27 protein-coding genes are annotated in these 26,994 nt (G+C 68.2%); 15 read left to right on the top strand and 12 right to left on the bottom strand.

What is annotated here, in order from left to right; genetic code table 11:
* Window positions 1-36 precede the first annotated feature (36 nt).
* The 5 genes from ftsX to VKV57_09715 form a co-directional block, all read right to left on the bottom strand.
* Window positions 37-987 (bottom strand): permease-like cell division protein FtsX, encoded by a 951-nt coding sequence (gene ftsX, locus VKV57_09735; protein HLW60184.1) that lies wholly within the window; start codon window positions 985-987, stop codon window positions 37-39.
* The gene (gene ftsE / locus VKV57_09730; GenBank protein ID HLW60183.1) at window positions 971-1,657 is read right to left on the bottom strand and encodes a cell division ATP-binding protein FtsE; all 687 of its coding nucleotides are present in this window, start codon (window positions 1,655-1,657) and stop codon (window positions 971-973) included. Before ftsE ends, ftsX begins: the two co-directional genes overlap by 17 nt.
* Before the next feature lie 56 nt (window positions 1,658-1,713).
* Window positions 1,714-2,484 (bottom strand): 5'/3'-nucleotidase SurE, encoded by a 771-nt coding sequence (gene surE / locus VKV57_09725; protein ID HLW60182.1) that lies wholly within the window; start codon window positions 2,482-2,484, stop codon window positions 1,714-1,716.
* Complete coding sequence (locus VKV57_09720; protein ID HLW60181.1) at window positions 2,484-3,056, bottom strand: macro domain-containing protein; 573 nt, start codon at window positions 3,054-3,056, stop codon at window positions 2,484-2,486. The genes surE and VKV57_09720 overlap by 1 nt, the downstream gene beginning before the upstream one ends.
* 61 nt (window positions 3,057-3,117) lie before the next feature.
* Window positions 3,118-4,293, bottom strand: coding sequence for a HEAT repeat domain-containing protein (locus VKV57_09715; protein ID HLW60180.1), 1,176 nt, complete (start codon window positions 4,291-4,293; stop codon window positions 3,118-3,120).
* Between the two features lie 227 nt (window positions 4,294-4,520).
* On the opposite strand from VKV57_09715, the gene VKV57_09710 reads away from it, so the two are divergent.
* A complete protein-coding gene (locus VKV57_09710; GenBank protein ID HLW60179.1) occupies window positions 4,521-4,883 on the top strand; it encodes a hypothetical protein in 363 nt (120 codons plus the stop codon).
* Entirely contained in the window at window positions 4,880-5,437 is a 558-nt protein-coding gene (hpt, locus tag VKV57_09705) for a hypoxanthine phosphoribosyltransferase (GenBank protein HLW60178.1), read from the top strand. Before VKV57_09710 ends, hpt begins: the two co-directional genes overlap by 4 nt.
* 43 nt (window positions 5,438-5,480) lie before the next feature.
* Here hpt and dinB read toward each other — a convergent pair whose 3' ends face one another.
* A complete protein-coding gene (gene dinB, locus VKV57_09700) occupies window positions 5,481-6,689 on the bottom strand; it encodes a DNA polymerase IV (GenBank protein HLW60177.1) in 1,209 nt (402 codons plus the stop codon).
* 183 nt (window positions 6,690-6,872) lie between these two features.
* Here dinB and VKV57_09695 point away from each other — a divergent pair, with 183 nt between their 5' ends.
* Window positions 6,873-7,466, top strand: coding sequence for a GNAT family protein (locus VKV57_09695; protein ID HLW60176.1), 594 nt, complete (start codon window positions 6,873-6,875; stop codon window positions 7,464-7,466).
* A 32-nt stretch (window positions 7,467-7,498) separates the two neighbouring features.
* On the opposite strand, the gene VKV57_09690 is transcribed toward VKV57_09695, so the two are convergent.
* Together VKV57_09690 and VKV57_09685 are read right to left on the bottom strand one after the other, a co-directional pair.
* Window positions 7,499-8,395, bottom strand: a complete 897-nt coding sequence (locus VKV57_09690) for an ABC transporter permease (GenBank protein ID HLW60175.1) — start codon at window positions 8,393-8,395, stop codon at window positions 7,499-7,501.
* On the bottom strand, window positions 8,361-9,293 hold the full coding sequence (locus VKV57_09685; GenBank protein HLW60174.1) for an ABC transporter permease: 933 nt from the start codon (window positions 9,291-9,293) through the stop codon (window positions 8,361-8,363). The genes VKV57_09690 and VKV57_09685 overlap by 35 nt, the downstream gene beginning before the upstream one ends.
* Window positions 9,294-9,492: 199 nt before the next feature.
* On the opposite strand from VKV57_09685, the gene VKV57_09680 reads away from it, so the two are divergent.
* The 8 genes from VKV57_09680 to VKV57_09645 all read left to right on the top strand — a co-directional run bounded on the left by VKV57_09680 (window position 9,493) and on the right by VKV57_09645 (window position 19,118).
* On the top strand, window positions 9,493-11,175 hold the full coding sequence (locus tag VKV57_09680) for an ABC transporter substrate-binding protein (protein ID HLW60173.1): 1,683 nt from the start codon (window positions 9,493-9,495) through the stop codon (window positions 11,173-11,175).
* A gap of 67 nt (window positions 11,176-11,242) precedes the next feature.
* On the top strand, window positions 11,243-12,232 hold the full coding sequence (locus VKV57_09675) for an ABC transporter permease (GenBank protein ID HLW60172.1): 990 nt from the start codon (window positions 11,243-11,245) through the stop codon (window positions 12,230-12,232).
* The gene (locus VKV57_09670) at window positions 12,219-13,139 is read left to right on the top strand and encodes an ABC transporter permease (GenBank protein HLW60171.1); all 921 of its coding nucleotides are present in this window, start codon (window positions 12,219-12,221) and stop codon (window positions 13,137-13,139) included. Before VKV57_09675 ends, VKV57_09670 begins: the two co-directional genes overlap by 14 nt.
* Entirely contained in the window at window positions 13,139-14,152 is a 1,014-nt protein-coding gene (locus VKV57_09665) for an ABC transporter ATP-binding protein (GenBank protein ID HLW60170.1), read from the top strand. Before VKV57_09670 ends, VKV57_09665 begins: the two co-directional genes overlap by 1 nt.
* The gene (locus tag VKV57_09660; protein ID HLW60169.1) at window positions 14,131-15,168 is read left to right on the top strand and encodes an oligopeptide/dipeptide ABC transporter ATP-binding protein; all 1,038 of its coding nucleotides are present in this window, start codon (window positions 14,131-14,133) and stop codon (window positions 15,166-15,168) included. The genes VKV57_09665 and VKV57_09660 overlap by 22 nt, the downstream gene beginning before the upstream one ends.
* 31 nt (window positions 15,169-15,199) lie before the next feature.
* Window positions 15,200-16,978 (top strand): M28 family peptidase, encoded by a 1,779-nt coding sequence (locus tag VKV57_09655; protein ID HLW60168.1) that lies wholly within the window; start codon window positions 15,200-15,202, stop codon window positions 16,976-16,978.
* Window positions 16,979-17,104: 126 nt separating this feature from the next.
* Window positions 17,105-18,100, top strand: a complete 996-nt coding sequence (locus tag VKV57_09650) for a thiamine pyrophosphate-dependent enzyme (protein HLW60167.1) — start codon at window positions 17,105-17,107, stop codon at window positions 18,098-18,100.
* A gap of 37 nt (window positions 18,101-18,137) precedes the next feature.
* Window positions 18,138-19,118: an alpha-ketoacid dehydrogenase subunit beta gene (locus VKV57_09645; protein ID HLW60166.1), complete on the top strand. Its 981-nt coding sequence runs from the start codon at window positions 18,138-18,140 to the stop codon at window positions 19,116-19,118.
* A 16-nt stretch (window positions 19,119-19,134) separates the two neighbouring features.
* Here the strand turns inward: VKV57_09645 and VKV57_09640 are convergent, their stop codons facing one another.
* The gene (locus tag VKV57_09640; protein ID HLW60165.1) at window positions 19,135-20,340 is read right to left on the bottom strand and encodes an MFS transporter; all 1,206 of its coding nucleotides are present in this window, start codon (window positions 20,338-20,340) and stop codon (window positions 19,135-19,137) included.
* A gap of 96 nt (window positions 20,341-20,436) precedes the next feature.
* On the opposite strand from VKV57_09640, the gene VKV57_09635 reads away from it, so the two are divergent.
* Together VKV57_09635 and VKV57_09630 are read left to right on the top strand one after the other, a co-directional pair.
* Entirely contained in the window at window positions 20,437-21,129 is a 693-nt protein-coding gene (locus VKV57_09635) for an RraA family protein (GenBank protein ID HLW60164.1), read from the top strand.
* A gap of 7 nt (window positions 21,130-21,136) precedes the next feature.
* The gene (locus tag VKV57_09630) at window positions 21,137-22,777 is read left to right on the top strand and encodes a thiamine pyrophosphate-binding protein (protein HLW60163.1); all 1,641 of its coding nucleotides are present in this window, start codon (window positions 21,137-21,139) and stop codon (window positions 22,775-22,777) included.
* A 57-nt stretch (window positions 22,778-22,834) separates the two neighbouring features.
* On the opposite strand, the gene VKV57_09625 is transcribed toward VKV57_09630, so the two are convergent.
* A complete protein-coding gene (locus tag VKV57_09625; GenBank protein ID HLW60162.1) occupies window positions 22,835-23,773 on the bottom strand; it encodes a M23 family metallopeptidase in 939 nt (312 codons plus the stop codon).
* Between the two features lie 494 nt (window positions 23,774-24,267).
* On the opposite strand from VKV57_09625, the gene VKV57_09620 reads away from it, so the two are divergent.
* Both VKV57_09620 and mscL read left to right on the top strand, forming a co-directional pair.
* Window positions 24,268-25,149: an alpha/beta hydrolase gene (locus VKV57_09620; protein ID HLW60161.1), complete on the top strand. Its 882-nt coding sequence runs from the start codon at window positions 24,268-24,270 to the stop codon at window positions 25,147-25,149.
* Window positions 25,150-25,163: 14 nt separating this feature from the next.
* Entirely contained in the window at window positions 25,164-25,598 is a 435-nt protein-coding gene (gene mscL, locus VKV57_09615; GenBank protein HLW60160.1) for a large conductance mechanosensitive channel protein MscL, read from the top strand.
* A 96-nt stretch (window positions 25,599-25,694) separates the two neighbouring features.
* On the opposite strand, the gene VKV57_09610 is transcribed toward mscL, so the two are convergent.
* Both VKV57_09610 and VKV57_09605 read right to left on the bottom strand, forming a co-directional pair.
* Window positions 25,695-26,417: a cyclase family protein gene (locus tag VKV57_09610; GenBank protein ID HLW60159.1), complete on the bottom strand. Its 723-nt coding sequence runs from the start codon at window positions 26,415-26,417 to the stop codon at window positions 25,695-25,697.
* Window positions 26,418-26,555: 138 nt separating this feature from the next.
* The gene (locus VKV57_09605; protein ID HLW60158.1) at window positions 26,556-26,879 is read right to left on the bottom strand and encodes a cupin domain-containing protein; all 324 of its coding nucleotides are present in this window, start codon (window positions 26,877-26,879) and stop codon (window positions 26,556-26,558) included.
* Window positions 26,880-26,994: the final 115 nt, after the last annotated feature.

Raw genomic sequence — 26,994 nt, 5'->3', positions numbered from 1 at the left:
CCTGCTCGGTCCGGCGCGGAGACATCCCCCGCTGATCTACAAGGAGAGGTACCGCCGAACGGCGAGCAGGCTGCCGCCCGTCCCGATGAACACGCCCCAGAGCAAGAGTTTCCAGGTGAGGGTAAGGGCAACCTGCACGGCCGACGGGAGCGGGAGAAACGGCAGCGACGCCCCCGCGCCCACCACCAGCCAGGCGTACATGCCCGCGACCAACAGCACCGCCGCGAACGCTCCCACCGCACCCGTCAACGCTCCCTCGACCACCAGCGGCCAGCGAATGAACCAGGCGGTCGCACCGACGAGCCGCATCACCTCGATCTCCGTCCGCCGCGCGAACACCGTCAACCGAACCGTGCTCACAATGATGATCATCGCCACGAGCGCCAGCAGCCCGGCCACGATCGCTCCCCCCACCCGGACCACCCTGGTCACCCCCAGCAGCCGGTCCACCGCCTCGGTGCCGTAACTGGCCCGCTCAACCTGCGGGAAGGCGGAGGCGGCCCGAGCGACCGCCTGGAGCCGGGCGGGCTGGTCAACCGCCGCCACGAAGGACGCGGGGAGCGGATTGTGCGAGAGCAGTCCCTGAAGGTCCACCGCCCCCTTGAACGCCTGCTGGAACTCCGCCAGCGCTTCCGACTTGGACACGTACGTCGCCCCCGTCACCCCGGGGAGCTCGAGGAGTCTGGCGCGGAGGTCGTCCACGGCGCGGGCATGCAGGCCGTCGTGCAGGTAGACCACGACCTCCACCCGGCGCTCCACGCTGCGGGCGATGTGGTCGAGCGTACTCGCGATCACCAGCGCCATCCCCAGGGCCACCAGGGTGACCATCGTGATGATCGCCGCGGCAAGGCTCATCAGCCCGTTCCGGCGAAATCCCTGCATCCCCTCCCGCAGGAAATAGGAAGCGCCCCGCGCGGGACGCGTCGCGCGGGGGCTCGGGCGAACGGGCGGCGACGGGGGGCCCCCGGGCTTAGCGGTCGCCCGCATACAGGCCCCGCGCCTGATCCCGCACCACCGTGCCCCCGTCGAGCGCGATCACCCGTTTCCGAAGGATGTCGACGATCGTCTTGTCATGGGTGGTGACGATCACCGTGGTTCCCCGCAGGTGGATCCGGGACAGGAGCTGGACGATCTCCCACGAAGTGTCCGGGTCGAGGTTGCCGGTGGGTTCGTCGGCGAGCAGGAGCGGCGGCCGGTGGACGAGCGCGCGGGCGATGCTCACCCGCTGCTGCTCGCCGGCCGACAACTCGCCGGGGACCGCGCCCGCCCGCGCGGCGAGGCCCACCACCCCCAACACCTCGGCGACCAGGTCGTCGACCTCGGCGGACGGGGTTCCCGTCACCTCCAGCGCAAATGCCACGTTCTCCCAGGCGGTCTTCCGAGGCAGGAGCTTGAAATCCTGGAACACGACCCCGACCCTGCGGCGGAGGAACGGCACCTGCCGGGCCGGCATTCGCGTCACGTCGCGGCCGGCCACGACAACCCGACCGGTCGACGGCAGTTCCTCCCGATAGATCATCTTCATGAGGGTCGATTTCCCCGTCCCGGTCGGGCCGACGATGAACACGAACTCTTCGACCCCGATGCTGAGCGTGATGTCGTGGAGGGCCCTCACCCCGGTCGGGTACACCTTGCTGACCGCGACAAATTCCACCATCGGCACCGGCGGCGGGGCGGCGACGCCGTTCGCGGAACCGTCGCGGTGCCCGCGGATCACGGAAATGGCCCCTTGAGATTCCACGGCCGGAACATCGGGCGCATTTCCTCGTGGGTCATGTCCAACCGCAGCGGGGTCACCGAAATCCGCCCTTCCGCCACCGCCCAGGCGTCGGTCCCGGGCTCGTTGGTCCCCGCCTCCGCGGTTCCGGTCAGCCAGTAGTAGTCGCGGCCGCGTGGATCCGCTCGCTTCTCCAGCCGACTCACGTATCGCCGCGAACTCTGCCGGGTGATCTCGACGCCTCGGATCTGATCGGCGGGGAGGTTGGGGACGTTGACGTTCAAAAAGGTGTCCCGGGGCAGCCCCCTCCGCGCGACCTCTTGGGCCAGGTGCGCGGCGTACGCCGCCGCCGGCTCCCAGTGGATCTCCTTAAACGAGGCGACGGAGACGGCGATGGCGGCGATCCCGAACAGCGTCGCCTCCACGGCCCCCGAGACCGTCCCGGAGTAGATGAGATCCATGCCCAGGTTGGCGCCCGCATTGATCCCCGAGACAACGACATCGGGGGGGGCGCCGAGCAGGTCGAGCACCGCCAACACGACGCAGTCCGCCGGGGTCCCATTCGTCGCCCACGCCGCCAGCCCGGTCTCGCCGAACACGGTCCGCACGGCGCGCAGGGGCTTGTGGAGGGTGATCGCGTGGCTCGCCGCGCTGCGTTCGTGCTCGGGGGCGACCACGAAGGTGTCCGCCGCCGCGGGCATCGCCCGGGCGAGCGCGAGCAGTCCCGGCGAGTGGAGGCCGTCGTCGTTGGTCAGAAGCACGCGCATCAGGCGGGCCGCGTCGTCCCGCCGCCGCGGGCCAGCCGATCCAAGGTCTGGACAAATGCGGTATGCGCGTGGGGATCGTACAGAACGAGCACCACCTCCAGCAGCCGGCTGCCTGCCGAGAGATGCGCGACGATCTCGTCCAGCATCGCCGCCGCCGCCCGGTCGAACGGAAACCCTCCCACGCCGGTGCCGAGCGCGGGCAGGGCCACGGACTGCAGACTCAGCTGTTCGGCCAACCGAAGGGCGCTCCGGGTTGCGGCACGAATCCCCCGCCCGCTCGTGACGAGATCCTGGCCCATCGTCACCGCGTGGATCACGTAACGCGCCGGCAGCCGCCCCGCCCCGGAGGCCACGGCCTCGCCGATGGACACGGGCCCCTGGCGGACCGCCTCCTGCTCGATCTCCACACCCCCGCGCCGCTTGATTGCGCCGGCGACACCGCCGCCCATCCACAGCCGGTCGTTCGCCGCGTTCACGATCGCGTCGCAGGCGAGCGTGGTGATATCGCCGGCGAGGATCCGAATCGTGGCGCCCGCGACAACGTACTCGCTGCGGGGGGGCGTTGCGCTCATGCGGACCGTGGAGGACGGAGGGCCGGGCGGCAACGCCGCGGTCCGTCCGCCCGGGGCGATCTCAGTCTTGATCGCGCCACCAGTCCGGGGACACGTCCTTCTTCTTATAGGTCTTGACCACAGGACGCGTACCGGCCTTCTCGTGGGCCACGCGCTTTCGCAGTTCTTCGTATTCGTGCAGGTTGGTCAGCACCTTCAGCGCCTCCCAAATCGCCTCCTCGACCTGCGCGCCGTCCTTCAGGAGGAGGTCGATCAATGGGTCGATCACGCGCTTGTCTCGCAGTTTGCTCAGGAGGCGAATGACCAGCCGCTTGACGTCGGGATCGTCGTCCGCCAGGTACCGCAGAAGGTGCTCAAAGGTAGCGTCCTCGAGGAGACCATACAAGACCCGCAGCGAGAACCGACGAACCTTCACGCTGGGGTTCTCCATCGCGGTGGTCAACACGGCGATGACCGACTCCCGATCTTCCTGGGCGAAGGCTTGGACCACCTCGACGGGCAGCACCACCTCGCGGTCGCCGGGGGGCAGCACCAGGGCTCCGCGATCCTCCAGCCGGCCGATCGTCCCCACGACGGTCTCCTGCAGCCGGGGGTCACTCAGGAACACCCGAAGAATCGGCTCGGCGACCCGCTTGTCGCCGATCCTCCCCAAGATGGTCAGCGCCGTCAGCCGGACGTAGTAGTTGTCGTCGGCGAGCGCGTCGATCAGGGGGTCGATCACTCGCGGTCCCATCTCCGCCAAAATGCGCCAAATCTGCGGACCGATCCGCCGGCGGAGGTAGCGGTCTTTGAAGGCCTCCATCAGGTGCGGCACCGCTTCGGGGCCGATGCGCGACAGCGCCTCGGTGGACGCGGCGACCAGCGAGCGCTCCCGTCTGGCGAGCACCTTGATCAGCAACTCGACGGCGCCGGCGTCCCGAAGCTCCCCCAGCCCCTTGACCGCCTGCAGGCACACCTGCTCGGATCGATCGGCGAGCGCGATGCGCATGGCCTCCATCGCCTTCGGGCCGCCAATCCGGCGCAACGCCATCACCGCGCTTTTCCGGACGTACTCGTCCGAATCGCGTAGCGCCTCGGCGAGAGCAGTCGCCGAACGCTCATCCGCCAGTTTCCCGAGCGCGTGGGCCGCGTCGCTGCGCAGCGTGACATCGGCGCTCTTGAGCTGTTGGAGGAGACGCTCAAGCTCCTGATCTGAGGCCTGCGGATCCACCTGGGATCCCGCATTCGGGGTTGTCATCACACGAGCTCCTCCCGTAATAGTAGCATGCGTTCGGCGCCCTGGCGATGCTTTCCTTGGGACGGGCGACCGCGTCCCTCACACGCGGCGATGCCCCGTCCCACCTGCGTTTCCGCGATGAAGCGAGGGGGATCCCGTCCCGTTTCTTGATTATTTCTGCGTCCGCGGCTATACTAGGCGCGGACGGTGGGTTCAGTGCGGCGAGGCGAGAGGAACTGGCTGTATCGGTGAAGTCCTCCAAGAGCAGCGCGGCTGACGGCGTGCGCTTCGCTCACGCGAGCGAAGCGGAGTTCGCGAAGATCCTCGATTTTTACGGGATCCGTTGGCGATACGAACCCCAAAGCTTCCCCCTCGCCTGGGACGCCCGCGGCCGCGTGATCGAGAGCTTCAACCCGGACTTCTACCTTCCCGACCACGACCTCTACATTGAGCTGACCACGCTCAAGCAGAGCCTGGTGACCAAAAAGAACCGCAAGATCCGTCGGCTGCGCGAGTTGTACCCCCATGTTCACCTGAAGATCTTCTACAATAAGGACTACCGGCAGCTCCTGCTCAAGTACGGACTCCGCTCCACGGCCGCCGCGGGGTGACGGGTACCGCACAGGACATCGAAGAGACCCTCTTCACCAGGGAGCAGATCGCCGCCCGGGTCGTTGAACTCGCTCGCGATATCTCCCGGGACTACGCCCCCCACCCTCCCCTCCTGATCTCGGTTCTGAAAGGCGCGGTCTACTTCCTCACGGACCTCAGCCGCGCCATCGAGATCCCGATCGAGGTGGACTTCATGGCGGTCACAAGCTACGGGAGCGCGCCGGCCCAGAGCGGGGTCGTGCGGCTGATCAAGGACCTCGACGTTGAGATCACCGGCCGCCACGTCGTGCTCGTCGAGGACATCATCGACACGGGCCTCACCGCCGGCTACCTGCTGCGCCTCCTGCAGGCACGGTCGCCGGCGAGTCTGCAGATCTGCACGCTGCTGGACCGGCCGCGCCGGCGTATCCTCGAGGAGCTGCCGATCGCGTATCGCGGTTTCGAGGTCCCGGATCGCTTCCTCGTGGGGTACGGCCTGGACTACCGGGAGCGATACCGTCATCTCCCGTTCATCGGCGTCTTGAAGGAATCGGCCCTCCAGGCGAGCGACTAGCGGGGGAGGTCACCCCTCCCTACCGTCTCGTCGGCCGCCGGCGCTACCCCGCGGGCCCCTCGTCCTCGGCGTCGAACGCCCTCGCCTGACGCACGGTTCCCTCGCCGAACCGCTCGTTGATCGCGTCCACGACCTCGTCGATCTGCGCCTGGTGGTCGTCCTCGCCGAACAGCGATACCTGCGCGAGGTCGGCCCGGGCCAACGAGGACACGGTGACCCCGATGAGCCGCACCGCCCGGGGAAGCGGCCCCAGGCGGTCGAGCAGGCCCACGGCGGCGCGATACACCACCGCGCCGGACTGGGTCTGCGCCGGCAGCGTCAGGTTCCGCGTCAGCGTGCGGAAGTTGTCGTAGCGCACCTTCAGCGTGACGGTTCGCCCCCCGAGCCCCTCGCCGCGGAGGGCCCGCCCCACGTCCTCCGCGAGCATCCCGAGGGTGCGATCGAGCACCTCTCGGCTGGCGGTGTCCTCCTCGAAGGTGGTCTCCCGCCCCACGGACTTGGTCTCCCGCGAGACCTCGACCCGGCGGTCATCGACCCCGCGGCTCAGCTGAGCCAGGTATTCGGCCGACACCCCGATGGACGCGCGCAGAACCGAGGTGGGGGTTCGTTGGAGGTCGCCGACGGTGTGAATCCCGATGGCCCCCAGCCGCTGACGGGTCTGCGCGCCAACGCCCAACAGCACGGTGACCGGCAACGGCGCGAGCACCCCCTCCGCCTCCTCCGCCCGAATCGCCCGAGCGCCGTCGGGCTTGGCGAGTTCGGCGGCTAGCTTGGCCAGAAATTTATTGGGCGCCGCGCCGACGGAGACGGGGAGGCGCAGCGCCTCGCCGATCCGGGCTTTGATCGTCCGCGCGGTCGCCAGGGGCGCGCCGCGGGGGTCCGCCTCGCCCTCACGCAGCGCCGGACATCCTGTCAGATCAAGGAACGCCTCATCGATCGACATCCGTTCGACCCGGGGGGTGAAGGTGTCGAGAATTTCGAAGAGCTGGTCGGAAACCGCTCGGTACTTGGCCATATCCATGGAAAGGAACAGGGCCTGCGGGCAGCGCGCAAACGCCTCGCGCGACGGCATGGCCGATTTAATCCCGTACCGGCGGGCTTCGTAGGAGGCGGCGGCAACGACCCCGCGCCCGCCCGGGGCCCCGCCCACCACCACGGGGAGGCCCCGATAGTGCGGGTTGTCCCGCACCTCGATCGAGGCATAGAACGCGTCCATGTCCACGTGAACGATGAGGCGTTCAGGCGAAGGCATCAGGAGCCCTCTGGATTCTCTTGATACCGAACCTCTGTTCGATTGCCGGTCCCATATTGGCACGCGGGACATCGGCGTGTCAATGCGCCGCGGCGCGGCCGATCTCCCGAGGAGGGGGCGGAAGGAGACGGACGCAGAAGAGTATCACCGGCATCGGCGAACCCCGAAGCGAGGGAAACCGTCTTGGACGTCCACCCCGTCACCCTGACCGGAACCCGGGTCACGCTCATCCCCATGGAGCCTGCGCACGCGGAGCCGCTCTTCGACGCCGGGCGGAGCGATGAGATCTGGACTTACATGCCGATGCGGATCCGGACGATCGACGACATGCGCCGGCTGGTGCGCGAGGCGCTGCACGCCCGTGAGGGTGGGAGCGAACTGCCCTTCGTGATCGTCGATCGGCCGGCGGCCCGGGTCGTCGGCAGCACCCGCTTCTTGGAGATCACGCCGGCGCACCGAGGGATCGAAATCGGATGGACGTGGTTATCGCCGGACGTGTGGCGCACGTCCATCAACACCGAGTGCAAATACCTGCTGCTCCAGCACTGCTTCGAAACCCTCGAGGCGATCCGGGTCCAACTGAAGACCGATCTCCGCAACGTCCGCTCCCAACAGGCGATCGAACGAATCGGCGGCGTGCGCGAGGGCGTCCTGCGGCACCATCGGATCATGCCCGATGGGCACCTGCGGGACTCGGTGTACTTCAGCATCCTGCGCGAGGAGTGGCCGCGCGCCAAGTCCCGCCTGGAAGGATCGCTGGGCGGCCGCGGCGGGTAGGCGGTCTCCGCCCGACGACCACCGTGCGGAGATCAGAGCACCTTCATCCGCGGATCGAGCGCGTCGCGCAGCCCGTCGCCGAGCAGATTGAAGGCCATCACCGCGAGGAAGATCGCCAGCCCGGGGAAGGGGGCGATGAACCACGATGAGAGCAGATAGGTCTGCGCCTCGCCCAGCATCGTACCCCACTCTGGGGTGGGCGGCTTGACCCCCAGCCCGAGAAAGCCGAGCCCGGCGGCGGTGAGGATCGCGGCCCCCAGCTGCAACGAGGACTGCACCACGATCGGAGGGGCGGCGTTCGGGAGCACGTGGCGGAACATGATCAGGCGGTCGCGCTGGCCGAGCGCCCTCGCCGACTCCACGTACGTCATCTCGCGGATGGTCAGCGCCACCCCGCGGACCAGCCGGACGTAGATCGGCACCGAGGCGATGCCGACGCTGATGACCACGTTGATCAGCCCGACCCCCAGCACGCTGATCAACGTCAAGGCGAGCAGGAACCCCGGAAACGCCAGCATCACATCGACGATCCGCTGGATCACGGTGTCGATCGCGCCGGCGTAAAACCCCGAGAGGATGCCCAGCGGCACGCCGATCGCCGCGCTCAGCGCGACGGCGAGAACCCCGATCACCAGCGAGATCCGTCCCCCGTAGACGACCCGGGTCATGATGTCCCGCCCCAGCTGGTCGGTGCCGAAGGGATGGGCCCAGGTGGGGGGGTGCAACGTCGCCGTCAGGTCCGCGGTGTCGGGGCCGTAGGGAAGGATCACACCCGCAAGGGCGGAGGCCCCCAGCATGACGACGAGGATCACGAGGCCGGCGAGGGCAATCCGATTTCGCCCCAGCCGCCCGATGACCTCGAGCGGGTGGCTGAACGACCGGTCCCGCGCGGCCCTAGCCGTACTTGATGCGGGGATCGATGTAGCCATAGAGGATGTCCACCAAGAGATTCACCACCATGAACGTGACGGCAAACAGCAGGACCACGCCCTGAATGATCGGGTAATCTCGGGCGGCGATGGCGTCCACGAGCAGCCGGCCGATCCCGGGCCAGGCGAACGTGGTCTCGGTGAGAATCGCTCCGCCGAGCAGCGCGCCGAATTGGAGTCCCAGCACCGTGACCACCGGGATCAAGGCGTTGCGGAGGGCGTGGCGGTAGACGACGACACGGTTCCGCAGCCCCTTCGCCCGGGCCGTGCGCACAAAGTCCTGCTGGAGGGTTTCGAGCATGCTGCTCCGCGTCATCCGCTCGATGATCGCGATGCTGAACGCGGCGAGGGTGATCGACGGCAGGATGAGGCTCAGCGGCCCGTTCGCTCCGCCCGCCGGCACCAGGTGCAGGAACACCGCAAAGACGAGCATCAGCATCAATCCCAACCAATAGACCGGGATACTCACGCCCGCGAGCGCCAGGACCGTCACCAGATAGTCGAGCGATGTGTACTTCCGCGTGCTGACGAGGATCCCGGACGCCACCCCCAGCACGCCGGCCACCACCGTCGCCGTGGCGGCGAGGATCGCCGTTTGCGGCAGCCGGCTCGCGATCTCGTCGACGACCGGAGCCTGGGTCCTAATGGACTTGCCGAGGTCGCCGTGCACCACGTGGTCCAAGAACAGTTCGTACTGCACGACCACCGGGCGGGTCAAACCCAACTGTATCCGGAGATGGCGAACTTCGTCGTCGGTCGCCAGCACCCCGGCCAGCAGCCGCGCCGGATCGCCGGGGAGGGCGCGCACCATGAAGAACACGATCACGGTCACCCCAAAGAGCGTGGGAATCGCCGACACCACCCGGCGCGCCGCAAACCCGAAGAATCCGCTGACCATGGAATGTTCCACCCTCAGAATATGCCGCCGGCCGCCAGGCTCCTCCCTCCCCGGGGAGGGCCGCCGGCCCCCGCCGCGGGGGACCCCTCCCCCCCGCCCGGGAGCGGCGCAGGATCCAGCGGGGACGATGTGTAAATCGTGTACCGTCGTACCCGGTTGTTCTACCCCACGGTTCTCGGACAACTTAGAGGAGGGCGTCATGGGTAACCACAGGTTCATGCAAGGCCTCGTGCTCTTTGTCATCGGAGCGCTTCTCGGGGGCATGGCGGTGTCCCCCACGAACGCGCAGGCCAACCGTCAGATCCGTGAACTGGTGCTGGTCACCTGGCCCCAGGCGCAGGACCCCCAGCAGTACGAGTCCGCCCGGATCGCCGCCGAGGGGATGCGCCAACTCGGGCTCAAGGTCACGGTGCGGCCCATGCCGTGGGAGCAGCTGTCCGACTACGTCTGGTACAGCCGCGAGAAGTGGGACATGACCACCTGGCAGATGGTCGGCCGCCCGGAACGTTCCGATCCGGATGAGGTCCTGTTCAACCTGTTCTCGTCAAGCACCGCCAAGGACGGGTACAACTTCGTCGGGTTTACCGATCCCCAGTACGATTCGCTGGCGCAGGAGCAGCGCGTGGCGACCGACACCAAAGCGCGCCGCACGCTCATCGACAAGGCCCAGCAGAAGCTGGCCGAGGAACAGCCGTACACGCTCCTGGTGAACCCGAAGTCCCTCTACGCCTACAACAATCAGGTGTGGGATCCGAAAACGATCGTCGATCAGAAAGGGATCGGGATCAAGAACTTCTGGACGTTCGACCAGGCCACGCCCAAGGGCACCCAGAAGGACATGGTCCTCAACGCCCAAGATCCAGTCAAGGCCATCAACCCACTGTACATCAGCGGCAAGGTGGATTCGTGGATCACCGAGCTGATCTGGGACCGCCTGGTGCGGATCGGGCCGGACGGACTGCCCCGGCCTTGGGCCGCCAGCGCCTTCAAGTGGGTCAGCCCGACCACGATCGATGTCACGCTGCGGCCGGGGATGAAGTGGCACGACGGGGCGCCGGTGACGGCCGATGACGTCATCTTCTCCTTCATCGCGCCGAAGGGCGATAAGGTCCCGATGTACAAGCCGTTCGTCGCCAACATCGCCGACATCAAGAAGGTCAACCCCACGACGCTCCGGTTCACCTTGGAGAAACCCGCGGCGTCCTTCGTCACCTCCACCCTCGGGAAGGTGAACCTGATCCCGCAGCACGTCTGGGCCCCGATGCTGCAGAGCCTGGAGGGGAAGAAAGACAACGCCGAGTTCCTCCAGGAGAAGACACCGATCGGCTCGGGCCCGTTCAAGTTCGTGTCCTGGACGAAGAATCAGGAAGTGGTGCTGGAGGCCAACCCCGACCATTGGGCGGCGCCGAAGATGCACCGGTGGATCCTCCGCACCGTCTCGAACGTGGAGGCCTCGCTGGGCGGCCTCCGAAACGGCGAGATCAACTTCCTCTCCGACTACCTGGGAGATCCGATGGTCCTCAGCCGGTTGAGCCGCCAGGACCCCAAGATCACCGTGGTGGCGTCGACGGACATCGGCTTCCAGTTCATCGGTTACAACGAGCGGCGCCCGCCGTTCAATGACGTGACCTTCCGCCAAGCCCTCACCATGGCCATCGATCGGACGATGATCCGCCTGGTGGCCTTCAAGGGCTACGGCGAGTTGGCCGACTCCCCGGTCAGCAAGGCCCTGGAGTACTGGCACGCACCCGGTCTACCCCAGTACCCGCACAACATCCAGGCCGCCAGGGACCTGCTGAAGAAGGCCGGGTACGAATGGGACGCTCAGGGACACCTACTCTACCCGGCGAACAAGTCCGAGACGCTGGACGTCGCCCGGTAACAACGTCACCCGGTAGCCACTCCCACGCCCGGCGGCCGTGGTGCCGCCGGGCGTGGGGACTACGCGCATGAAGCGCTCCTCGACCCGCTGGATCGCCCAACGCCTGGCCCAGATGCTGCTCGTGCTCTGGGTGATCGCGACGATCCTCTTCTTGATCTTTCGCCTGATGCCGGGGAACCCGCTGGTCGCCTACATCGATCCGACTTTCACGATGGAGCAGCAGCGGGCGCTCATCCACGAGTTCGGCCTGGACCTGCCGCTGTGGCAGCAATACCTGATCTTCCTGAAGGCCTCCGCCACGGGGGATCTGGGCGTGTCGTTCTTCTACCGGACCTCGGTCTCCCAACTCGTCTGGCAGATGCTGCCGAACACGCTGATCCTCACGCTTGGGGCGGTCATCATCGCGTTCGTGCTCGGCACGATCTCGGGAGCCTTCCTCGCCTGGAAGCGGGCGACCGCTGTGGAATCGGTGGGCATCCCCGTGGCCCTCGCCCTGCGGGCGGCGCCGGAGTTCTGGGTGGGCATGATCCTGCTGGCGGTCTTCTCGTTTACCTTTTCCTGGTTCCCGTCGTCCGGCACCGCGGACGCGGGGGCGGCCTACACCTCGCTGTGGCAGCAGCTCACCAGCCCCGCCTTCCTGCGCCACCTCACGCTCCCCCTGGTGACCCTCGTGGTATACCTCCAGGGGCTTCCCCTCCTCCTGATGCGCAGCAACATGCTGGATGTGATGGAGGAGGAATTCGTCGTCATGGCCCGGATGAAGGGGCTGCCGGAGCGACGGATCCTCCTGCGCCACGCGGCGCGCAACGCGCTGTTGCCGGTCGTGACCGCGTTCGCGCTGGTCGTCGGCTACAGCTTGGGGGGGGATGTCGTGGTGGAGAACGTGTTCAGCTGGCCGGGGCTGGGACGGCTCCTCGTCAAGGCGGTCGCGGCCAAGGATTACCCCCTGGCGCAGGGCGCGTTTCTCCTCATCGCCGCGGTGGCAATTTTGATGAACCTGGCGGCCGATCTCGTCTACACGTGGCTCGACCCTCGGGTCTCCTATGCGAAGCGGTAGCGCTCAGGCGCTCCCCCGGCCCCTCGTCCCCCGGCTCGCCGGCTGGCGGCGCGCGATGGGGAACACGTGGGGGGTGCTGCAGCACGACCGGTTCGCCCTCGCCGGCGTCTGCCTGTACGCCTTGTTCATCGCGGTTGCGATGGCGGCGCCGCTGCTCTCATCGTTCGACCCCCAGCAGACCATCATGCAGGGCGACCAGCTGATGTCGAACCAACCCCCCGGCGGGACGTTTCTCCTCGGCACCACCAATGTCGGCCGCGACATCTTCACCCAGCTCGTCTACGGGGCGCGGCCGGCCCTCACCGTCGGCTTCGTCGCGGCGTTCTTCGTCGCGCTGATCGGCACGGTCGTGGGCATCGTGGCGGGCTTCTACGGGGGATGGGTCGACGCGGTCCTGATGCGGCTGGCGGATGTCGCCTTCGGCATCCCGTTCCTCCCGCTGGTGATCGTCCTCGTGGCGTTCCTGGGGCCGAGCCTGTGGAACATCGTGTTGACGATGGCGCTGCTGCTCTGGAAGGACACCGCGCGCGTGGTGCGCGCCCAGGTCCTGACCCTCCGCGAGCGCGGGTTCGTCGAGGCGGCGCGGGTGCTGGGGAGCTCCCCGCGCCGGCTGATGCTGGTCCACATTGCGCCGAACGTCCTGCCGATCGCCCTGCTCTACGGCTCGCTCGCCGTGGGGTGGGCAATCCTCACCGAGGCGGCGGTGAGCTTCCTGGGGTTCGGGGATCCCATGCGCATCTCGTGGGGATACATGCTGCAAGACGCCTACATCTCCCAAGCGCTGAGCAGCGGCCAGTACAACTGGTTCGTCCCGCCCGGCATCTGCATCATGCTCGTGGTGATGGCGGGCTACTTCATCAGCCGCGGATACGAGGAACTGCTCTTCCCCCGCTTGAGGCGCCAGTAGTGGGGCTCCTCACGCTCGAGGACCTCCGGGTTGAATACCGCACCGCGCGAGGCGTGAGCGCCGCGGTGGACGGAGTCACGCTGGAGATCCAGGAGGGCGAGGTGCTCGGCCTGGTCGGGGAGAGCGGCTGCGGGAAGACCACGCTCGGCCGCGCGATCATCCGGGTCCTGCCGCGGAACGGGCGGATCGCCGGCGGCCGGATGGTCTTCGGCGGGGTCGATCTCGCCGCGCTCTCCGAGGTCGAGATGCGCCCCTACCGCTGGCGCGAGATCGCCATGGTCCCGCAGGCGGCGATGGACTCGCTCGACCCGGTGTACCGGCTCGGCGATCAGTTTGCCGAGGTGCTCACGATCACGGGCGGCCTGACCCGCGCGGCGGCACGCGCCCGGGCCGGAGACCTGTGCGATCTGGTGGGGCTGGACCGGCACCGGCTGGCCGGCTACCCGCACGAGCTCTCCGGGGGCATGAAGCAACGCGCCGCGATCGCGCTGGCCCTGGCGCTCAAACCCCGCCTGCTGGTGGCGGATGAGCCCGTCACGGCGCTCGACGTGGTCGTCCAGCACCACATCCTGCGTCGACTCCGCGATCTCAAGGAAACGCTCTCGCTGAGCGTGCTCCTCATCACCCACGACATCTCGGTCATCGCCCAGACCTGCGACCGGATGGCCGTGATGTACGCGGGGAAGATCGTCGAGGTCGGCCCCACGCGCGACGTGTTCGCGCGGGCGCGCCACCCGTACATGATGGGGCTGCAGAACTCGTTCCCCAACCTGGTGCACCCCCAAGAGACCCTGATCCCCGTCGAGGGAGTCCCCCCCGACCTCCTGAACCCGCCCCCGGGATGCCGCTTCGCCCCACGGTGTCCGTTCGCCGTCGAACCGTGTCTGGTGGAGTCCCCGCCGCTGCGGGAGCTCGAACCCGGCCGCTGGGCGGCCTGCCACCGCGCCGAAGAGGCGGAGACGCTGCGAGGACAGGCTCAGGAGGCCCAGCGATGGCGCGTCCCAGCACTCTAGAGGCGCCCGGAGCGGCACCCGCGGGCGCCGCCGGGCCGCTCGTGGTCACCGAGGCGGTCCAGAAATACTTCCCGCTCCGCCGAGGGCTCTTCGGCCGGCGGGCGCCCGGCGAGTACCTTCGCGGCGTGGACGGCGTGTCGGTGGCGATCCCCCGGGGATCGTCGCTCGGGATCGCCGGCGAGAGCGGGTGCGGCAAAACCACCCTGGCCCGGCTCCTGTTGCGGCTGCTCACCCCGACGGCCGGGCGGATCCTGTTCGATGACGTGGATCTCAGCACGCTCGCCGGCCCCGCGCTCCTCGCCTTCCGGCGTCAGGCACAGCTGATGCTGCAGAATCCCTACGAGGCGGTCAACCCACGCTTCACGATCGGGCGGGCGCTGATGGAACCCTTGATCATCCACGGCATCGGCACACGAGCGGACCGACTCGACCGCGTCGTCGCCGCCCTCGGCCAAGTGCACCTGCACCCGCCGGAGGCATTCCTGGACAAGTTCCCCCACCAGCTCTCCGGGGGGCAGCTGCAACGGGTCGGCCTGGCCCGGGCGCTGATGGTCGACCCGATCTTCTTGGTGGCGGACGAGCCCGTCTCGATGCTCGATGTCTCGGTGCGTGCGGGCGTGCTCAACCTGATGCGGACGATCAGCCGCGCGCGCCGCCTGACGACGGTGTACATCTCTCACGACCTCTCCCTCGTCCGGTACGTCTGCGACACCACCATGATCATGTATCTGGGCAGCGTGGCGGAGGTTGGCCCCACCGACGCGGTCCTCACCCGGCCCAAGCATCCGTACACACAACTCCTGCTCGCCGCCGCGCCGGTGCCTGATCCCACCCGCCCCACCCCGGACATCGCCGCCCCCGAACACGTCCCGACCCCCATCGGCCCGGCGGTCGGCTGCCCGTTCACGGACCGATGCCCTCACGTCATGCCGATCTGCCGGACGACGACCCCGCCGCTGACCGTCGTGGGGCCGAAGCAGCGGGCGGCGTGCCACCTCTACGGACCGGCGCACTGAACGACACCGGAGCGACGAAGGAGGACGGACGATGACAATGGCGGTGGCAGGAGATTCCGAAGTCGAGCAGCAGGTGATGCAGTCGCTCTCGCTCGACGGCCCGCGGGCGCTGATCGACCGCTTCAGCACCCTGGTCCGCGAGTCGGGGAGCCGCGATGAATGGACGGCCGCGCGGTACATCGCCGGGCGCCTGAAGGCCTGGGGGGTCCCGCATACCCTCCACGAGCCCGAGCTGTTCCTGAGCGTTCCCAAGTCGGCGACGCTCGAGGTCCGCACCCCGGCGCCGCGGAGCCTGCGCGCCAAGACGCCCGCCTTCTCCGCGTCCACCGGGCGCAAATCGGTCCGTGGGCGGGTCGTGTACGTCTCCACCGGCTATGCGGCGGACACCGAGAGCCTGTTTGACTCAAACGTCCGGGCCGGCCGGAAGGAGATCGAAGGGAAGATCGTCCTCACGGAAGGGATGCCCATGCCCAAGAAAGTTGCCGACCTGGCGGCGCTGGGGGCCAAGGCGCTCGTCTTCATCAACCCCGGGCAGGCGATCCACGAGGGCATCTGCACGACCATCTGGGGCGCACCCGACCTCGATTCGATCGGGCGAAAACCCGCGATCCCGGTGGTGGCGATCAACCATGCCGACGGGCTGGCGCTCAAGGCGCAGGTGGAGGCGGGCCCGGTCGAGGTCGCGGTCAAGACCAAGCTGGACGAAGGGTGGAAGCGGTGCCCCGTGCTGGTCGCCGAGATCCCGGGGACCGAGGATCCCAAGCACTTCGCGCTGGTGCACGGACACATCGATTCCTGGCACGTCGGGATCGGCGACAACGCCACCGGCGACGCCACGCTGATGGAGCTGGCGCGGGTGTTCTGGAAGCACCGCCAGCACCTCCGGCGCACCGTCCGCGTGGCGTGGTGGCCCGGGCACTCCACCGGGCGGTATGCGGGGTCGACCTGGTACGCGGACACCTTCGCGCACGAACTCGACGAGCGCTGCCTGGCCCAGATCAACATCGACTCCCCGGGCTGCCGGTGGGCGACCGAGTACACGGGGATCTCCTGGATGAACGAGGCCGCCCCGCTGTGCAGGGCGGCGATCCACGACGCGGTGGGCCAAGCGGCGGAGGGGGAACGACCGCACCAGGCGGGGGATTATTCGTTCAACAACATCGGCATCACGAGCTTCTACATGCTGCTCTCGACGATGCCCGAAGCGCTGCGCAAGGAGAAGGGATACTACGCGGTCGGTGGATGCGGCGCCAACATCCAGTGGCACACCGAAGACGACACGTTGGATCTCCTCGATACGGAGATTTTGATGAAGGACCTGCGCGTCTACGTCACCTCCCTCCTCCGCGTCCTCAACGCGCCGGTGCATCCGTTCGATTTCCGGCTGGTGGCGGAGGAGTTCGGCCGCACGCTGGAAGATTACCAGCGCCGGGCCGGGGGAGCGTTCGATTTGGCCCCGGCACGGGCCGCGCTGGAGCGCCTCTGGGGTGAGCTCGACGGGTTTTACCGGCGCACCGAGGAGCTGCACCACCGCCCGGTGCGAGACGAGCGGGCCCAGCGCGCCTGCGCCGTGATCCGCCGGCTGGCGCGCATCCTGATCCCGCTCAACTTCACCCGCGACGCCCGGTTCCGGCACGACCCTGCGGTTCCGATCCCTCCGCTCCCCGATCTCGCCCCCGCGGTCGACCTCGCGCAGTACGCGACCGGTTCCCACGAGGCGCGGGTGATCCAGACCACGCTGCTGCGCGGGATGAACCGCGTCGTGGCGGCGTTGAACGCCGCGGGCGCGGAGATCGCGGGATACGGCTAGCGCACCGGGGGTGGGGGCCGCCCCCTCGGGCGGACGCGCGAAACTCGCAACGCTGTTGAGATCGGTCGAGGGCCGTCCCGCCCCTGGGGCGGCCCGGCAGGACCCGATACGGTGGGGGTGAGGACGATGGAGCTCGGAGTCCACGGACGCCCATCGCCGGGCGTGACCCGGGATCAAGGGCTCGAGATGTACCGGCAGATGCTGCGGATCCGGCTGTTCGAGGAGCAGGTCAACGAACTGTACACGGGCGGGAAGATGCCCGGGCTCGCGCATCTCTACATCGGCGAGGAGGCCGTCGCGGTGGGGATCTGCCAGGCCCTGCGGCGCGACGACTACATCACCAGCACCCACCGCGGCCACGGGCACTGCCTCGCCAAGGGCGCGGCGCCGGACCGGATGTTTGCCGAGCTGCTGGGAAAGGCGGCGGGGTATTGCCGGGGCAAGGGCGGCTCGATGCATATCGCCGATCCGGAGACCGGTAACCTCGGCGCGAACGCCATTGTGGGGGGCAGCACCGGGATCGCCGCCGGGGCCGCCCTCTCCGCCAAGATGCGGGCGACCGACCAGGTCGCGGTCTGTTTCTTCGGCGACGGCGCCCTCAATCAGGGGTTGCTGTATGAAGCGATGAACATGGCGTCCCTGTGGAAACTCCCCGTCATCTACGTCTGCGAGCACAACCGATTCGGGGAATACACCGCCGCCTCCGAGGTCACCGCGGGGGATCCCAAGGCGCGTCCGGCGGCGTGGGGGGTGAGCACCGAAGAGGTCGACGGCCAGGACGTGCGGGCCGTCCACGCGGCCGCGCTCCCCGCCGTGGAGCGGGCGCGCCGGGGCGAGGGACCGGCGTTTCTGATCTGCCACACCTACCGGTTTCGCGGTCACCACGTCGGCGACATCAACCGGGCCTCCTACCGCGCAGCCGAGGAGGAGCAGGCCTGGACGCACGACCGAGATCCGGTCCGGCTGCTGGGGCTGTGGCTGATCCAGCAGCGGATGGCGGACGCCGCCGCGCTGGAGCGGATCGAGGACGGCGCCCGGACCGAGATCGAGGCGGGGGTGGCCTTCGCGCTCCAAGCCCCCTACCCCGACCCGAGCGAGGTGACCGAAGATGTCTATGCTTAGACAGGAGCAGGCCCCGGCCGGGGGCGGGCCGGCGGGGATGCGGGAGGTTACCTTTGGGCAGGCGATCCGGGAGGCACTCGCGGAGGAGATGCGCCGCGACCCGCGGGTGTTTATCGTCGGCGAGGACGTCGCCGAGGCGGGAACGGTGTTCAAGGTGCTGAGCGGGCTCGTGGACGAGTTCGGGCGGGAGCGGGTGATCGACTCGCCGATCTCGGAAGCGGGCATCACCGGGATCGGGGTCGGCGCGGCGATGACCGGGATGCGGCCGGTCATCGACATCATGTTCGGCGACTTCTTGACGCTGGCCATGGACCAAATCGCCAACCAGGCGGCGAAGGTGCACTACATGTCCGGCGGCAAACTCCGCGCGCCGCTGGTGGTTCGCACCACGATGGGCGCGACCCGTCGGTCCGCGGCGCAACACAGCCAGAGCCTCTACGCGTGGGTCGCCCACGTCCCCGGGCTGAAGGTGGCGCTGCCGTCCACTCCGGCGGACGCCAAGGGCCTGCTCAAGACCGCCATCCGCGACGACAATCCCGTCGTCTTCTTCGAGGACAAGATGATGTACTCGCTCCGCGGACCCGTCCCGGACGGCGACCACACCGTCCCATTCGGGGTCGCCGACATCAAGCGGCCGGGGACCGACGTCACGATCGTCGCCACCAGCAGCATGGTGCACACCGCCCTCCAGGCCGCGCGGCTCCTCGAAGAAGATGGGATCAGCGCCGAAATCGTCGACCCCCGCACCCTGCTGCCGCTCGACGGCGAGACGATCATCGCCTCGGTGCGGAAGACCGGGCGGGCGATCGTGGTCGATGAAGGATACCAGCAGTACGGGGTGACGGCGGAAATCGCCTCGTTGATCGCGGACGGCGCGTTCGACTACCTGGACGCCCCGGTCAAGCGGCTGGGGGCGATGAACGTCCCCGTGCCGTTCTCCCCCGTCTTGGAGGACCTGACCGTCCCCACCCCGGAGGCGGTCGCGGCCCTGGCGAAAGCCCTCTGCGGCCAGGGGTAGCGAGGCGGAATCCGACTCACGGCGGTGCGGGCTCGGTGTCGGAGGACCGCCCCAGTCCGCGAGACCCCAGGGCGGAGATCCCCATCACCACCGCCGCGACGGCAAAGATCCAGCGAATGCCGATGGCCGCGGATAGCAACCCGCCCACCAGCGGCCCGATCACGCTTCCCAGCATGATCGAGCTGCTGGTGAGCCCCATGATCCCGCCCAGCCGGTCCGGCGGCGCCGATCGGACCACGATCGCGTACAGGGGCGGCAGCATGCCGCCCATGAAAAACCCGAGGGCCGCCCGGAAGACGAAGAGCTCAACCGGGGTCTGCGCGAACGCCTGCGCGGCATAGGCCAGCGCCGATCCGCACAATGTCAGCAGCAGGACCCGCCGCTCTCCGCCCCGGTCGGCCATCCGCCCCCACAGCGGGGCCCCGAGCATCGAGGTGAACCCGGTGACGGAAAAGAGCACCCCGGCCACGGTCGCCGCCCGCTCCGGCGGCACGCCGAGGGTGCTCACGTAGACCGCGAAGATCGGCTCGACGCACATGATCGCGATCTGGCTCGTGCAGAGGAGCATCCCGGTCGTCCGCAGGGCCGGGGAGCGGAAGAAGTGCGCCAGATTTGCCCCCACGCCCGGTCCGGCGCGCCGGGCGTGGGCGGGCGGAGCCTCCTCGTGGGCCCCGCGGAGGACGACCCCGGCGGCGACCCAGCACATCCCCCCGGTGATGACGAACACGTTCCGGTAGCCGACGGCGTCGGCGAGGGCGCCGCCGATCAGCGGCCCGATGATCCCCCCCGCCGTCAACGATGTCTGAAGGACTCCCAGCGCGGCGCCCATACGGTCCGGTGGGATGGCCACCGTGACCAGCGCGTTGCCCGCCGCGACGAACCCGGACACGCCGCCCTGGACGGCACGGAGGGCCACCAACTGCCCCGGGCGCTGCACCAGCGCCGAGAGCATATTGGTCACGCCGATTCCGAGCATCGCCCGCATCACCATCATCTTCCGGCCGTAGCGATCGCCGAGCACCCCCCACAGCGGCGCGGCCAGAGTCTGGACCAGGAACGGGGCCGCAAACAGAAACCCGCTCCACCGCTCCACGTCCTGCACGGTCGAGACCCCAAGCGAGCGGATGTAGAAGGGCAGAAACGGGACGATCAGGGTGAGCCCGACCATCGCCAAAAACTGCGCCGACCAGATCGCGTAGAGGTTCCGCTGCCATTGAGGCATCACGCCGCCCTCGCCCCGGCCCGCGGGGGAAGGGGACGTCGAATCCCCGCGAGAATGTCTCGGCGGCATCTCACGACACGCGCAGTGGAGGCGCTCATGGCCGATCCTCTCCCGCCCGACCGCCTGGCCGAACTCCGGCTGTACTCAAGCCCGACGATCGCCAACGCGATCGAAACCTTCAACGTCCGCCCACGAACGGCCGGGTTCATGTCGAGCCAGATCCGCTGTCTCTTCCCCGAGCTCGGGACGATGGTCGGGTACGCGTTCACGGCCACGATCCGCGCGAGCGCGGCCGCGCCCCCCGAGGCGGCCGCCCTTCGCCCCGCCTCCTGGCGGGCGGTGGAGGAGATCCCCGCGCCCCGCATCGTGGTCATTCAGGATCTCGATGACCCGCCGGGAGTCGGCGCGTTTTGGGGCGATGTGCAGAGCAACATCCACCGGGCTCTCGGCTGCGTCGGCACGATCACCAACGGCTCAGTGCGCGATCTGGACGAGGTCCGCGCGCTCGGGTTCCACTTCTTCGCCGGAAGCGTCTCCGTCTCCCACGCCTACGTGCACCTCGTGGAGATCGGGGGGCCGGTGCAGGTGGGGGGGTTGACCGTCCGGACGGGGGATCTGCTGCACGGGGACCAGCACGGGATCATCTCGATCCCGCTGGAGATCGCGGGCCGGATCGCCGAGGGCGTGGAAAAAGTGGACCGCGTGGAGCGGCAGCTCATCGGCTACTGCCAGGGCTCTGGCTTCTCTCGACCGGGGTTCGAGGAGCTGTACCACAAGCTGCGGGGGTGAGCGGCTGATGCAGGCGAAGACCGCGCTGTTCGAGATGCTCCGGGATCGCGGGATCCGTTACGTCTTCGGCAACCCCGGCACGACCGAGCTCAATTTCATGGAGATGTTCGCCGACTACCCCGACATCACGTACGTCCTGGCGCTCCAAGATGCGATCCCCGTCGGCATGGCCTACGGCTACGCTCAGGCGACCGGGGCGCCGGCGTTCGTCAACCTCCACATCACCCCGGGGGTGGCCAACGGGCTCGGCAACATCTTCAACGCCTGCCGGGCCAAGACCCCGATGGTGGTCACCGCCGGTCAGGTGGACCGCCGGCTGATGCTCCAGGAACCCGCGCTGTGGAGCGACCTCGCGCGCCTGGCCTCGGGCTTCACGAAATGGTCGTACGAGGCTCGAACCGGCGCGGACATCCCGATCGCGCTGGCGAGAGCGTTCAAGACCGCCGCGGCGCCCCCCGCCGGCCCGGTGTTTCTGTCGCTGCCGATGGACTGCCTGGACGAGGAGGCGGGCGATCCCGCGCCGTGGATCGAGGTGGCCGGAGGCAGCGCGCCGCCCCCTGCGGTGCTCGACCGGATCGCCGATTCGCTGGCGCGCGCGCACCGGCCCGTCCTCATCGTCGGCGCCTCGGCGGCGACCCCGGAGGCCCGAACGGCGCTCGTCCGGATCGCGGAGCTGACCGGGGCCCGAGCCTACGGCGAGCGGCTGCCCGTCCGGTCCGTGTTCCCGACGGATCATCCGCAGTACCTGGGCATGATCGGGCTGTCGCTCACCCAACTGCGTGCGGAACTGGGTGACGCCGACGTCGTCCTCGTCGCGGGGGCGCGCAAATTTGCAGGACTCCTGTACACACCGCCCGTGCGGCTTTCGCCGCAGACCTCGGTGATCCACATTGATCCGGACGCCTGGGAGATCGGCAAGAACCTCCCGGTCACGCTCGGAGTCGTCGGGGACTTGGCCGCGATCTTGCCGAGCGTGGCCGCCAGACTCGGGGAGCGCATGACCGCGGAAGGCCGGCGGGAAGCCGCGGCGCGGACGGCGCAGGTCCGGCGGGAACGAAACCGGCGCGAGGAAGGATGGCTGGCGGCGGCCGCCCCTCCGGCGGCGGGGGCGCGGATGACCCAGGAGTTCGTGTACCGGACGCTCGGGGAGGCGATGGACGACTCCGTGACGATCGTCGATGAAGCGATCACCGCCGCCCGGATCATCGACCGATACCTGCCGTTCCGCTCGGAGCAGGCCTACCTGGGGCTCGCCGCCGGATCGCTGGGGCTCGGCCTTCCGGCCAGCCTGGGCGCCCAGATGGCGTGGCCGGACCGTCGGGTGATCTGCACGATCGGGGACGGGTCGCTGATGTACACGGTACAGGCGCTGTGGACCGCGGCCCGATACCGGGTGCCGGTCACGGTGTTGGTGATGGACAACCGCGCCTACCAGGTGCTGAAGGATGGGATGGCGACCTACAAAGGCGGCGCCGTCCCGGCGGAACGACTGATCGGCATGGATCTCGACGCGCCGGTCGTCGACATCCCCAGCGTCGCCCAGGGGTTCGGGGTTCCGGCGTCCGTGATCACGCGGCCGGACGAACTCCGCGACGCGCTTGCCAGTCGAAGCGACGGGCCCCGCCTCTTCGACGTCGTGATCCAGTAGGCGGGACCGCGATGCGGGGGAATCCCGCGCGGCCCGGCGGGCGATTTCGCCGTCCGCTCAGGACGTCAGCCACGGACGCGGCACCATCCAGAACATCGGGTTCACGGGGATGCCGTTGACGTACAATCCCCAGTGCAGGCTCGGGCCGGTAACCAGGCCGGTCGCGCCGATCCGGCCGATCGGAACCCCCCGCTCCACCCGGGATCCCTTGTGGACCGCAAACGCCGAAAGGTGCAGATATTCGGTCAGGACACCCTGCCCGTGATCGATGACCACGGTATTGCCCCCCAGCGGCAGCATCTCCGCCAGGACCACCATCCCGCCGTTGGCCGCCAAGATCGGCGACCCCTCGGCCGCGGAGAAGTCGATCCCCTGGTGCCACCACTCCCGGTGGCCGTTGTACACTCCCTGCTCACCGTACGGGGAGTCCATCGCCCCCGACGAGGGTGCCTGGAAGGCGCCGGACCAAAACGCCACCGGCGTGCGCAGGCTGAGGACCGGGCCTAGGGCCCGCTGCTCCGTGGAGAGGTTCTTCGCGGTGATCAACGCAAAGGTGTGCGGGGGAAGCGTCAGGTTGCGAATCCCAAAACGCCCCGAACGAATCCGGACGACCTGGGAGAGCCGAACCGTCGGGCCGGTCGCCTCCGCCACCGTCGCCGACAGCGTGTGCGCCCCGAGCGCGACGTCCGGGTCCGTTCCGATCAGCGCCCGCCGTGATCCGTCCGGGAGGCGGAAGAGCGACAGCGCGCGACCGTCCCATCGCACCCGCACCTCGGCTCCCGCCGGCGCCGAGACGAGGACCACCGCCGTGTCCCCCTGAACCGGGGAGGCCGGTGTGACCCGAAGGATCCCCGGGGGCTGCGCCAGAGGAGCGGAGCATGCCGGAGGGGCCCCGGCTCCCAACACGCCAACGAGCCCCGCGATCGTCACGAGTCGAGCGGCGGCCCCGCTTCGACCCCGCGGGCACCGCGCGGCTACCCCGCCGTGCTTTGGCATTCGAACCCCCGTGTGTGCCCCGTCAGCCGCATCCGATCACGGAACCATCCCGTGCTCTTCCGCAAGAAGGGTGAAATGCCATTGGATGCCTCCGCTGCGGGATGACATCGAACACTTCGATACCTCCAAGCCATCTTGGAGTGGTCCGCTTCTTTCAAAACACATGATTTCCTGCGGTCCCATTTTGACATGCGCTCGACGCGGGTCCGACCGACCGGACGGTCACGGCCGCATCCACGGTGGCGACGGCAGCCGCGCCGTTCCACGACCGATGGATTCGGGTGAAAGAGAACGAAGACGCATGCGGTTCGCAACGAACTCCCCACGGGTCGATGGGCAGCCGACCGGGATCCCCTCGCATACTCAATGCAGAATCACAGGTCCACGCACACCCGGGGAACTTGCGCTTCCGCGGGCGGTACAGGCAGGGGCTTCGTCGCGCCGAGGCCAATCCCCCACGTGCAGCGGTCCAGCGGAAGCCGGGAGGCCCTCAGATGCCAGCAGCGCTGATCAATGGGATACGCCTGCACTATGAAGTCTACGGTACGGGCGTGCCCATCGTCTTCGCGCACGAGTTTGCCGGGGACCAACGCAGCTGGGATCCTCAGGTCAAGTTCTTCGCCCGCAGATACAGGGTGGTCACCTACAATGCCCGGGGCTACCCTCCCTCCGACGTGCCCGAGGACGCGGCGGCCTACTCCCAGGATCACGCGGTCGAGGACCTGCGCGGCCTGATCATGCACCTCCAGCTCGCGCCGGCGCACGTCGTCGGCCTCTCCATGGGCGGCTACGCCACCCTGCACCTTGGGCTTCGGTATCCGACGCTCGCCCGGTCACTCGTCGTCGCGGGGTGCGGCTACGGGTCCGATGACCAGGTCCAGTTTCGCCGGGATGCCGAGGAGTTGGCCCGCAGGATCGAGCACGAAGGGATGGCGGCCGTCGCCGCCGCCTACGCCCGGGGGCCTTTCCGGGTCCAGTTCATGCGGAAGGATCCGCGCGGCTGGCAGGAATTCGCCGACGCCCTCGCCAAACACTCGGCGCGCGGGAGCGCCAACACGATGCGCGGCGTGCAAGGGGGCCGCGCCTCGGTCTACGACCTCAAGGGTTCCCTCGCGACGCTCAAGGTCCCCACACTGATCGTCAACGGCGACGAGGACGATCCGTGTCTGGCCCCAGGGTTGTTGATGAAGCAACAGATCTCGACCGCCGGGTTGTTCGTCTGCCCCACGACCGGCCACACGATGAACCTGGAAGAGCCGGACGCCTTCAACCGCGCGCTCCTCGATTTCGTGACCGCGGTCGACGACAGCCGGTGGCCCACCCACCCTACCCGGCCGTCCGGTGCATCGGCGCTCCTGCATGATCAAAATCGGTGATCGGGGGGTCGACCATGGTGCGTGAGTTTAGGGAGTTCGCGATGCGGGGCAATCTGCTGGACTTCGCCGTCGGAATAATCCTGGGCGCGTCGTTCGGCCGGATCATCACGTCGCTCGTAAGCGACATCATCATGCCGCCGATCGGTCTCGCCCTCGGCGGGATCGATTTCTCGAGCCTGTTCATCACCCTGAAGGGAGGGCCGTACCCATCGGTCGCGGCGGCCAAAGCGGCGGGGGCGCCGACGATTAACTACGGGATCTTCATCAACACGATCATCGATTTCGTCATCGTGGCGTTCGTCCTCTTCCTGCTGATCCGGCAGGTCAACAAAATGCAGCGCCCTAAGCCAGTCACCGCGACCACGAAGCCCTGCCCGTACTGCACCTCGGACATCCCACTCAAGGCGGTGCGGTGCCCGTTCTGTACCTCAGAGGTGAAAGCGGCGTAGATTCTACTGGCGGGACGACCTCCCTCGAACCGACGCCTCCCGACACTGTGCCCGGGTGTGCCCTTTGGCAAAAACCTCTCCAAGCCGAGGCGGAGGCTACCCCAGCGGCGACGCCAGGACTCGGAGCGGAAAGGCGTCACCGTTCACATATTTGACGGGTGCGCAGCTAATCAGGCAGCGACGGCCGGCGACCTCGTCGATTTCCCCTCCCAGGTGTTCGACGACCGGAATATTGTGATCAAACAACACGGTGTGTGTCTGCCAGGTGTTGTCACCGAACACGGTGTGTGGGGCGGAGTCAATCGCCGGGGTATCGATGAGCACCGTCAGCACGCCTCGGTTGACCAACCATTCTGCGGATTCCCCACACAACCCGGGATGCTGCGTAAAGTAGTAGCGTGCTCCCTCCGGATCCTGTCCGGGCGTCCGATACGTCCGGTGCCACCCAGTATCGATCGCAACGATATCGTCCGGACGGATATCCCGCCCCGCGTGCTCGAGGTCGTCCACGGTGACGTCCGCGTTCGGGCCTTTCGGGATGTTCAAGACCTCCCCTTCTCCCAGAAACCGATCCACAGGAATCTCGTGAAGGTACCAGCGATCCCTGCGAAAGTGCCGGGGGGAGTCCATGTGGGTGCCGGTATGAGTGAGAAAGGAAACCAGCGTGACGAAGCCTTCTCCAGTCCCAGGGCCCAGACTGGTTTCCTCCAGGTCCGAGAAGGTCGCAAAGAGTGGTGGGTGGTGCCAGTTCTTCCAAAAGAAGAACGTCGGCATATCCCGCGTAAAGGGCATGCTGAGGTCGTAGGTTCGACGTTTCATGCGTCACCCTCCGTCAATCAGGTCCGTCGCGTGCCCCGGGACGCGATCTCTGCACCGCTACCGGCGATGGGCAGTCCAATCATAGCAGGTGGCAGATCCCCAACCTGCCGGAGCCAGTACGCGCACGAGCCTCGAGGCTTACTCTGCCGAGTAGTTCACCTCTGGGGTATCGCGCAGGCCGACGGCAAAGCAGAAACATCTAATCGCCGCGTGCGGGCTAATCGGTGCTAGGCTGTGGACCACGTCGGGCGGAATGTGCACGAGATCGCCCTGAACGATCTCCCGCGTTTCACCCGCGACGGTCATTCGCCCACGTCCGCTCACGACGTAGTAGAATTCGTGCGTGCGATGGTGGTGGGGGTGCACTGAGCCTCCCCCTTTGACCTCAAACTCGCTGACGAGTTCCAGGTACCCCCCGGCGGTCGCCGCCTTTAACTCCCTCGGCTTGAAAAGCCACCACACTGGAACAGTTCCCCGGTGTTCCGGCGAGGCCGGGACCCCCTCAATAGACCGAACATCCACGATGTACCACCTCCGCATGCGGGTCGGCCGCTCGACGCGGCCTCCTGTACCGTCG

The sequence above is a fragment of the bacterium genome (genome assembly GCA_035307765.1).
GTDB lineage: Bacteria > Sysuimicrobiota > Sysuimicrobiia > Sysuimicrobiales > Segetimicrobiaceae > Segetimicrobium.
The sequence above is the reverse complement of the archived record's forward strand: the minus strand, read 5'-3'. Positions and strand labels throughout refer to the sequence as shown.

Excerpts from the sequence above, each read along its gene's own strand:
- surE (HLW60182.1), bottom strand. The coding sequence starts at position 2,484 with ATGCGCGTGCTTCTGACCAACGACGACGGCCTCCACTCGCCGGGACTG.
- VKV57_09715 (HLW60180.1), bottom strand. The coding sequence starts at position 4,293 with ATGACAACCCCGAATGCGGGATCCCAGGTGGATCCGCAGGCCTCAGAT.
- VKV57_09685 (HLW60174.1), bottom strand. The coding sequence starts at position 9,293 with ATGGTCAGCGGATTCTTCGGGTTTGCGGCGCGCCGGGTGGTGTCGGCG.
- VKV57_09690 (HLW60175.1), bottom strand. The coding sequence starts at position 8,395 with ATGGCTACATCGATCCCCGCATCAAGTACGGCTAGGGCCGCGCGGGAC.
- VKV57_09645 (HLW60166.1), top strand. The coding sequence starts at position 18,138 with ATGCGGGAGGTTACCTTTGGGCAGGCGATCCGGGAGGCACTCGCGGAG.
- VKV57_09625 (HLW60162.1), bottom strand. The coding sequence starts at position 23,773 with ATGCCAAAGCACGGCGGGGTAGCCGCGCGGTGCCCGCGGGGTCGAAGC.
- mscL (HLW60160.1), top strand. The coding sequence starts at position 25,164 with ATGGTGCGTGAGTTTAGGGAGTTCGCGATGCGGGGCAATCTGCTGGAC.
- VKV57_09650 (HLW60167.1), top strand. The coding sequence starts at position 17,105 with ATGGAGCTCGGAGTCCACGGACGCCCATCGCCGGGCGTGACCCGGGAT.
- VKV57_09620 (HLW60161.1), top strand. The coding sequence starts at position 24,268 with ATGCCAGCAGCGCTGATCAATGGGATACGCCTGCACTATGAAGTCTAC.
- dinB (HLW60177.1), bottom strand. The coding sequence starts at position 6,689 with ATGCCTTCGCCTGAACGCCTCATCGTTCACGTGGACATGGACGCGTTC.
- VKV57_09680 (HLW60173.1), top strand. The coding sequence starts at position 9,493 with ATGGGTAACCACAGGTTCATGCAAGGCCTCGTGCTCTTTGTCATCGGA.
- VKV57_09720 (HLW60181.1), bottom strand. The coding sequence starts at position 3,056 with ATGAGCGCAACGCCCCCCCGCAGCGAGTACGTTGTCGCGGGCGCCACG.
- VKV57_09640 (HLW60165.1), bottom strand. The coding sequence starts at position 20,340 with ATGCCTCAATGGCAGCGGAACCTCTACGCGATCTGGTCGGCGCAGTTT.
- VKV57_09670 (HLW60171.1), top strand. The coding sequence starts at position 12,219 with ATGCGAAGCGGTAGCGCTCAGGCGCTCCCCCGGCCCCTCGTCCCCCGG.
- VKV57_09630 (HLW60163.1), top strand. The coding sequence starts at position 21,137 with ATGCAGGCGAAGACCGCGCTGTTCGAGATGCTCCGGGATCGCGGGATC.
- VKV57_09660 (HLW60169.1), top strand. The coding sequence starts at position 14,131 with ATGGCGCGTCCCAGCACTCTAGAGGCGCCCGGAGCGGCACCCGCGGGC.
- ftsE (HLW60183.1), bottom strand. The coding sequence starts at position 1,657 with ATGGTGGAATTTGTCGCGGTCAGCAAGGTGTACCCGACCGGGGTGAGG.
- ftsX (HLW60184.1), bottom strand. The coding sequence starts at position 987 with ATGCGGGCGACCGCTAAGCCCGGGGGCCCCCCGTCGCCGCCCGTTCGC.
- VKV57_09675 (HLW60172.1), top strand. The coding sequence starts at position 11,243 with ATGAAGCGCTCCTCGACCCGCTGGATCGCCCAACGCCTGGCCCAGATG.
- VKV57_09610 (HLW60159.1), bottom strand. The coding sequence starts at position 26,417 with ATGAAACGTCGAACCTACGACCTCAGCATGCCCTTTACGCGGGATATG.
- VKV57_09655 (HLW60168.1), top strand. The coding sequence starts at position 15,200 with ATGACAATGGCGGTGGCAGGAGATTCCGAAGTCGAGCAGCAGGTGATG.
- VKV57_09635 (HLW60164.1), top strand. The coding sequence starts at position 20,437 with ATGGCCGATCCTCTCCCGCCCGACCGCCTGGCCGAACTCCGGCTGTAC.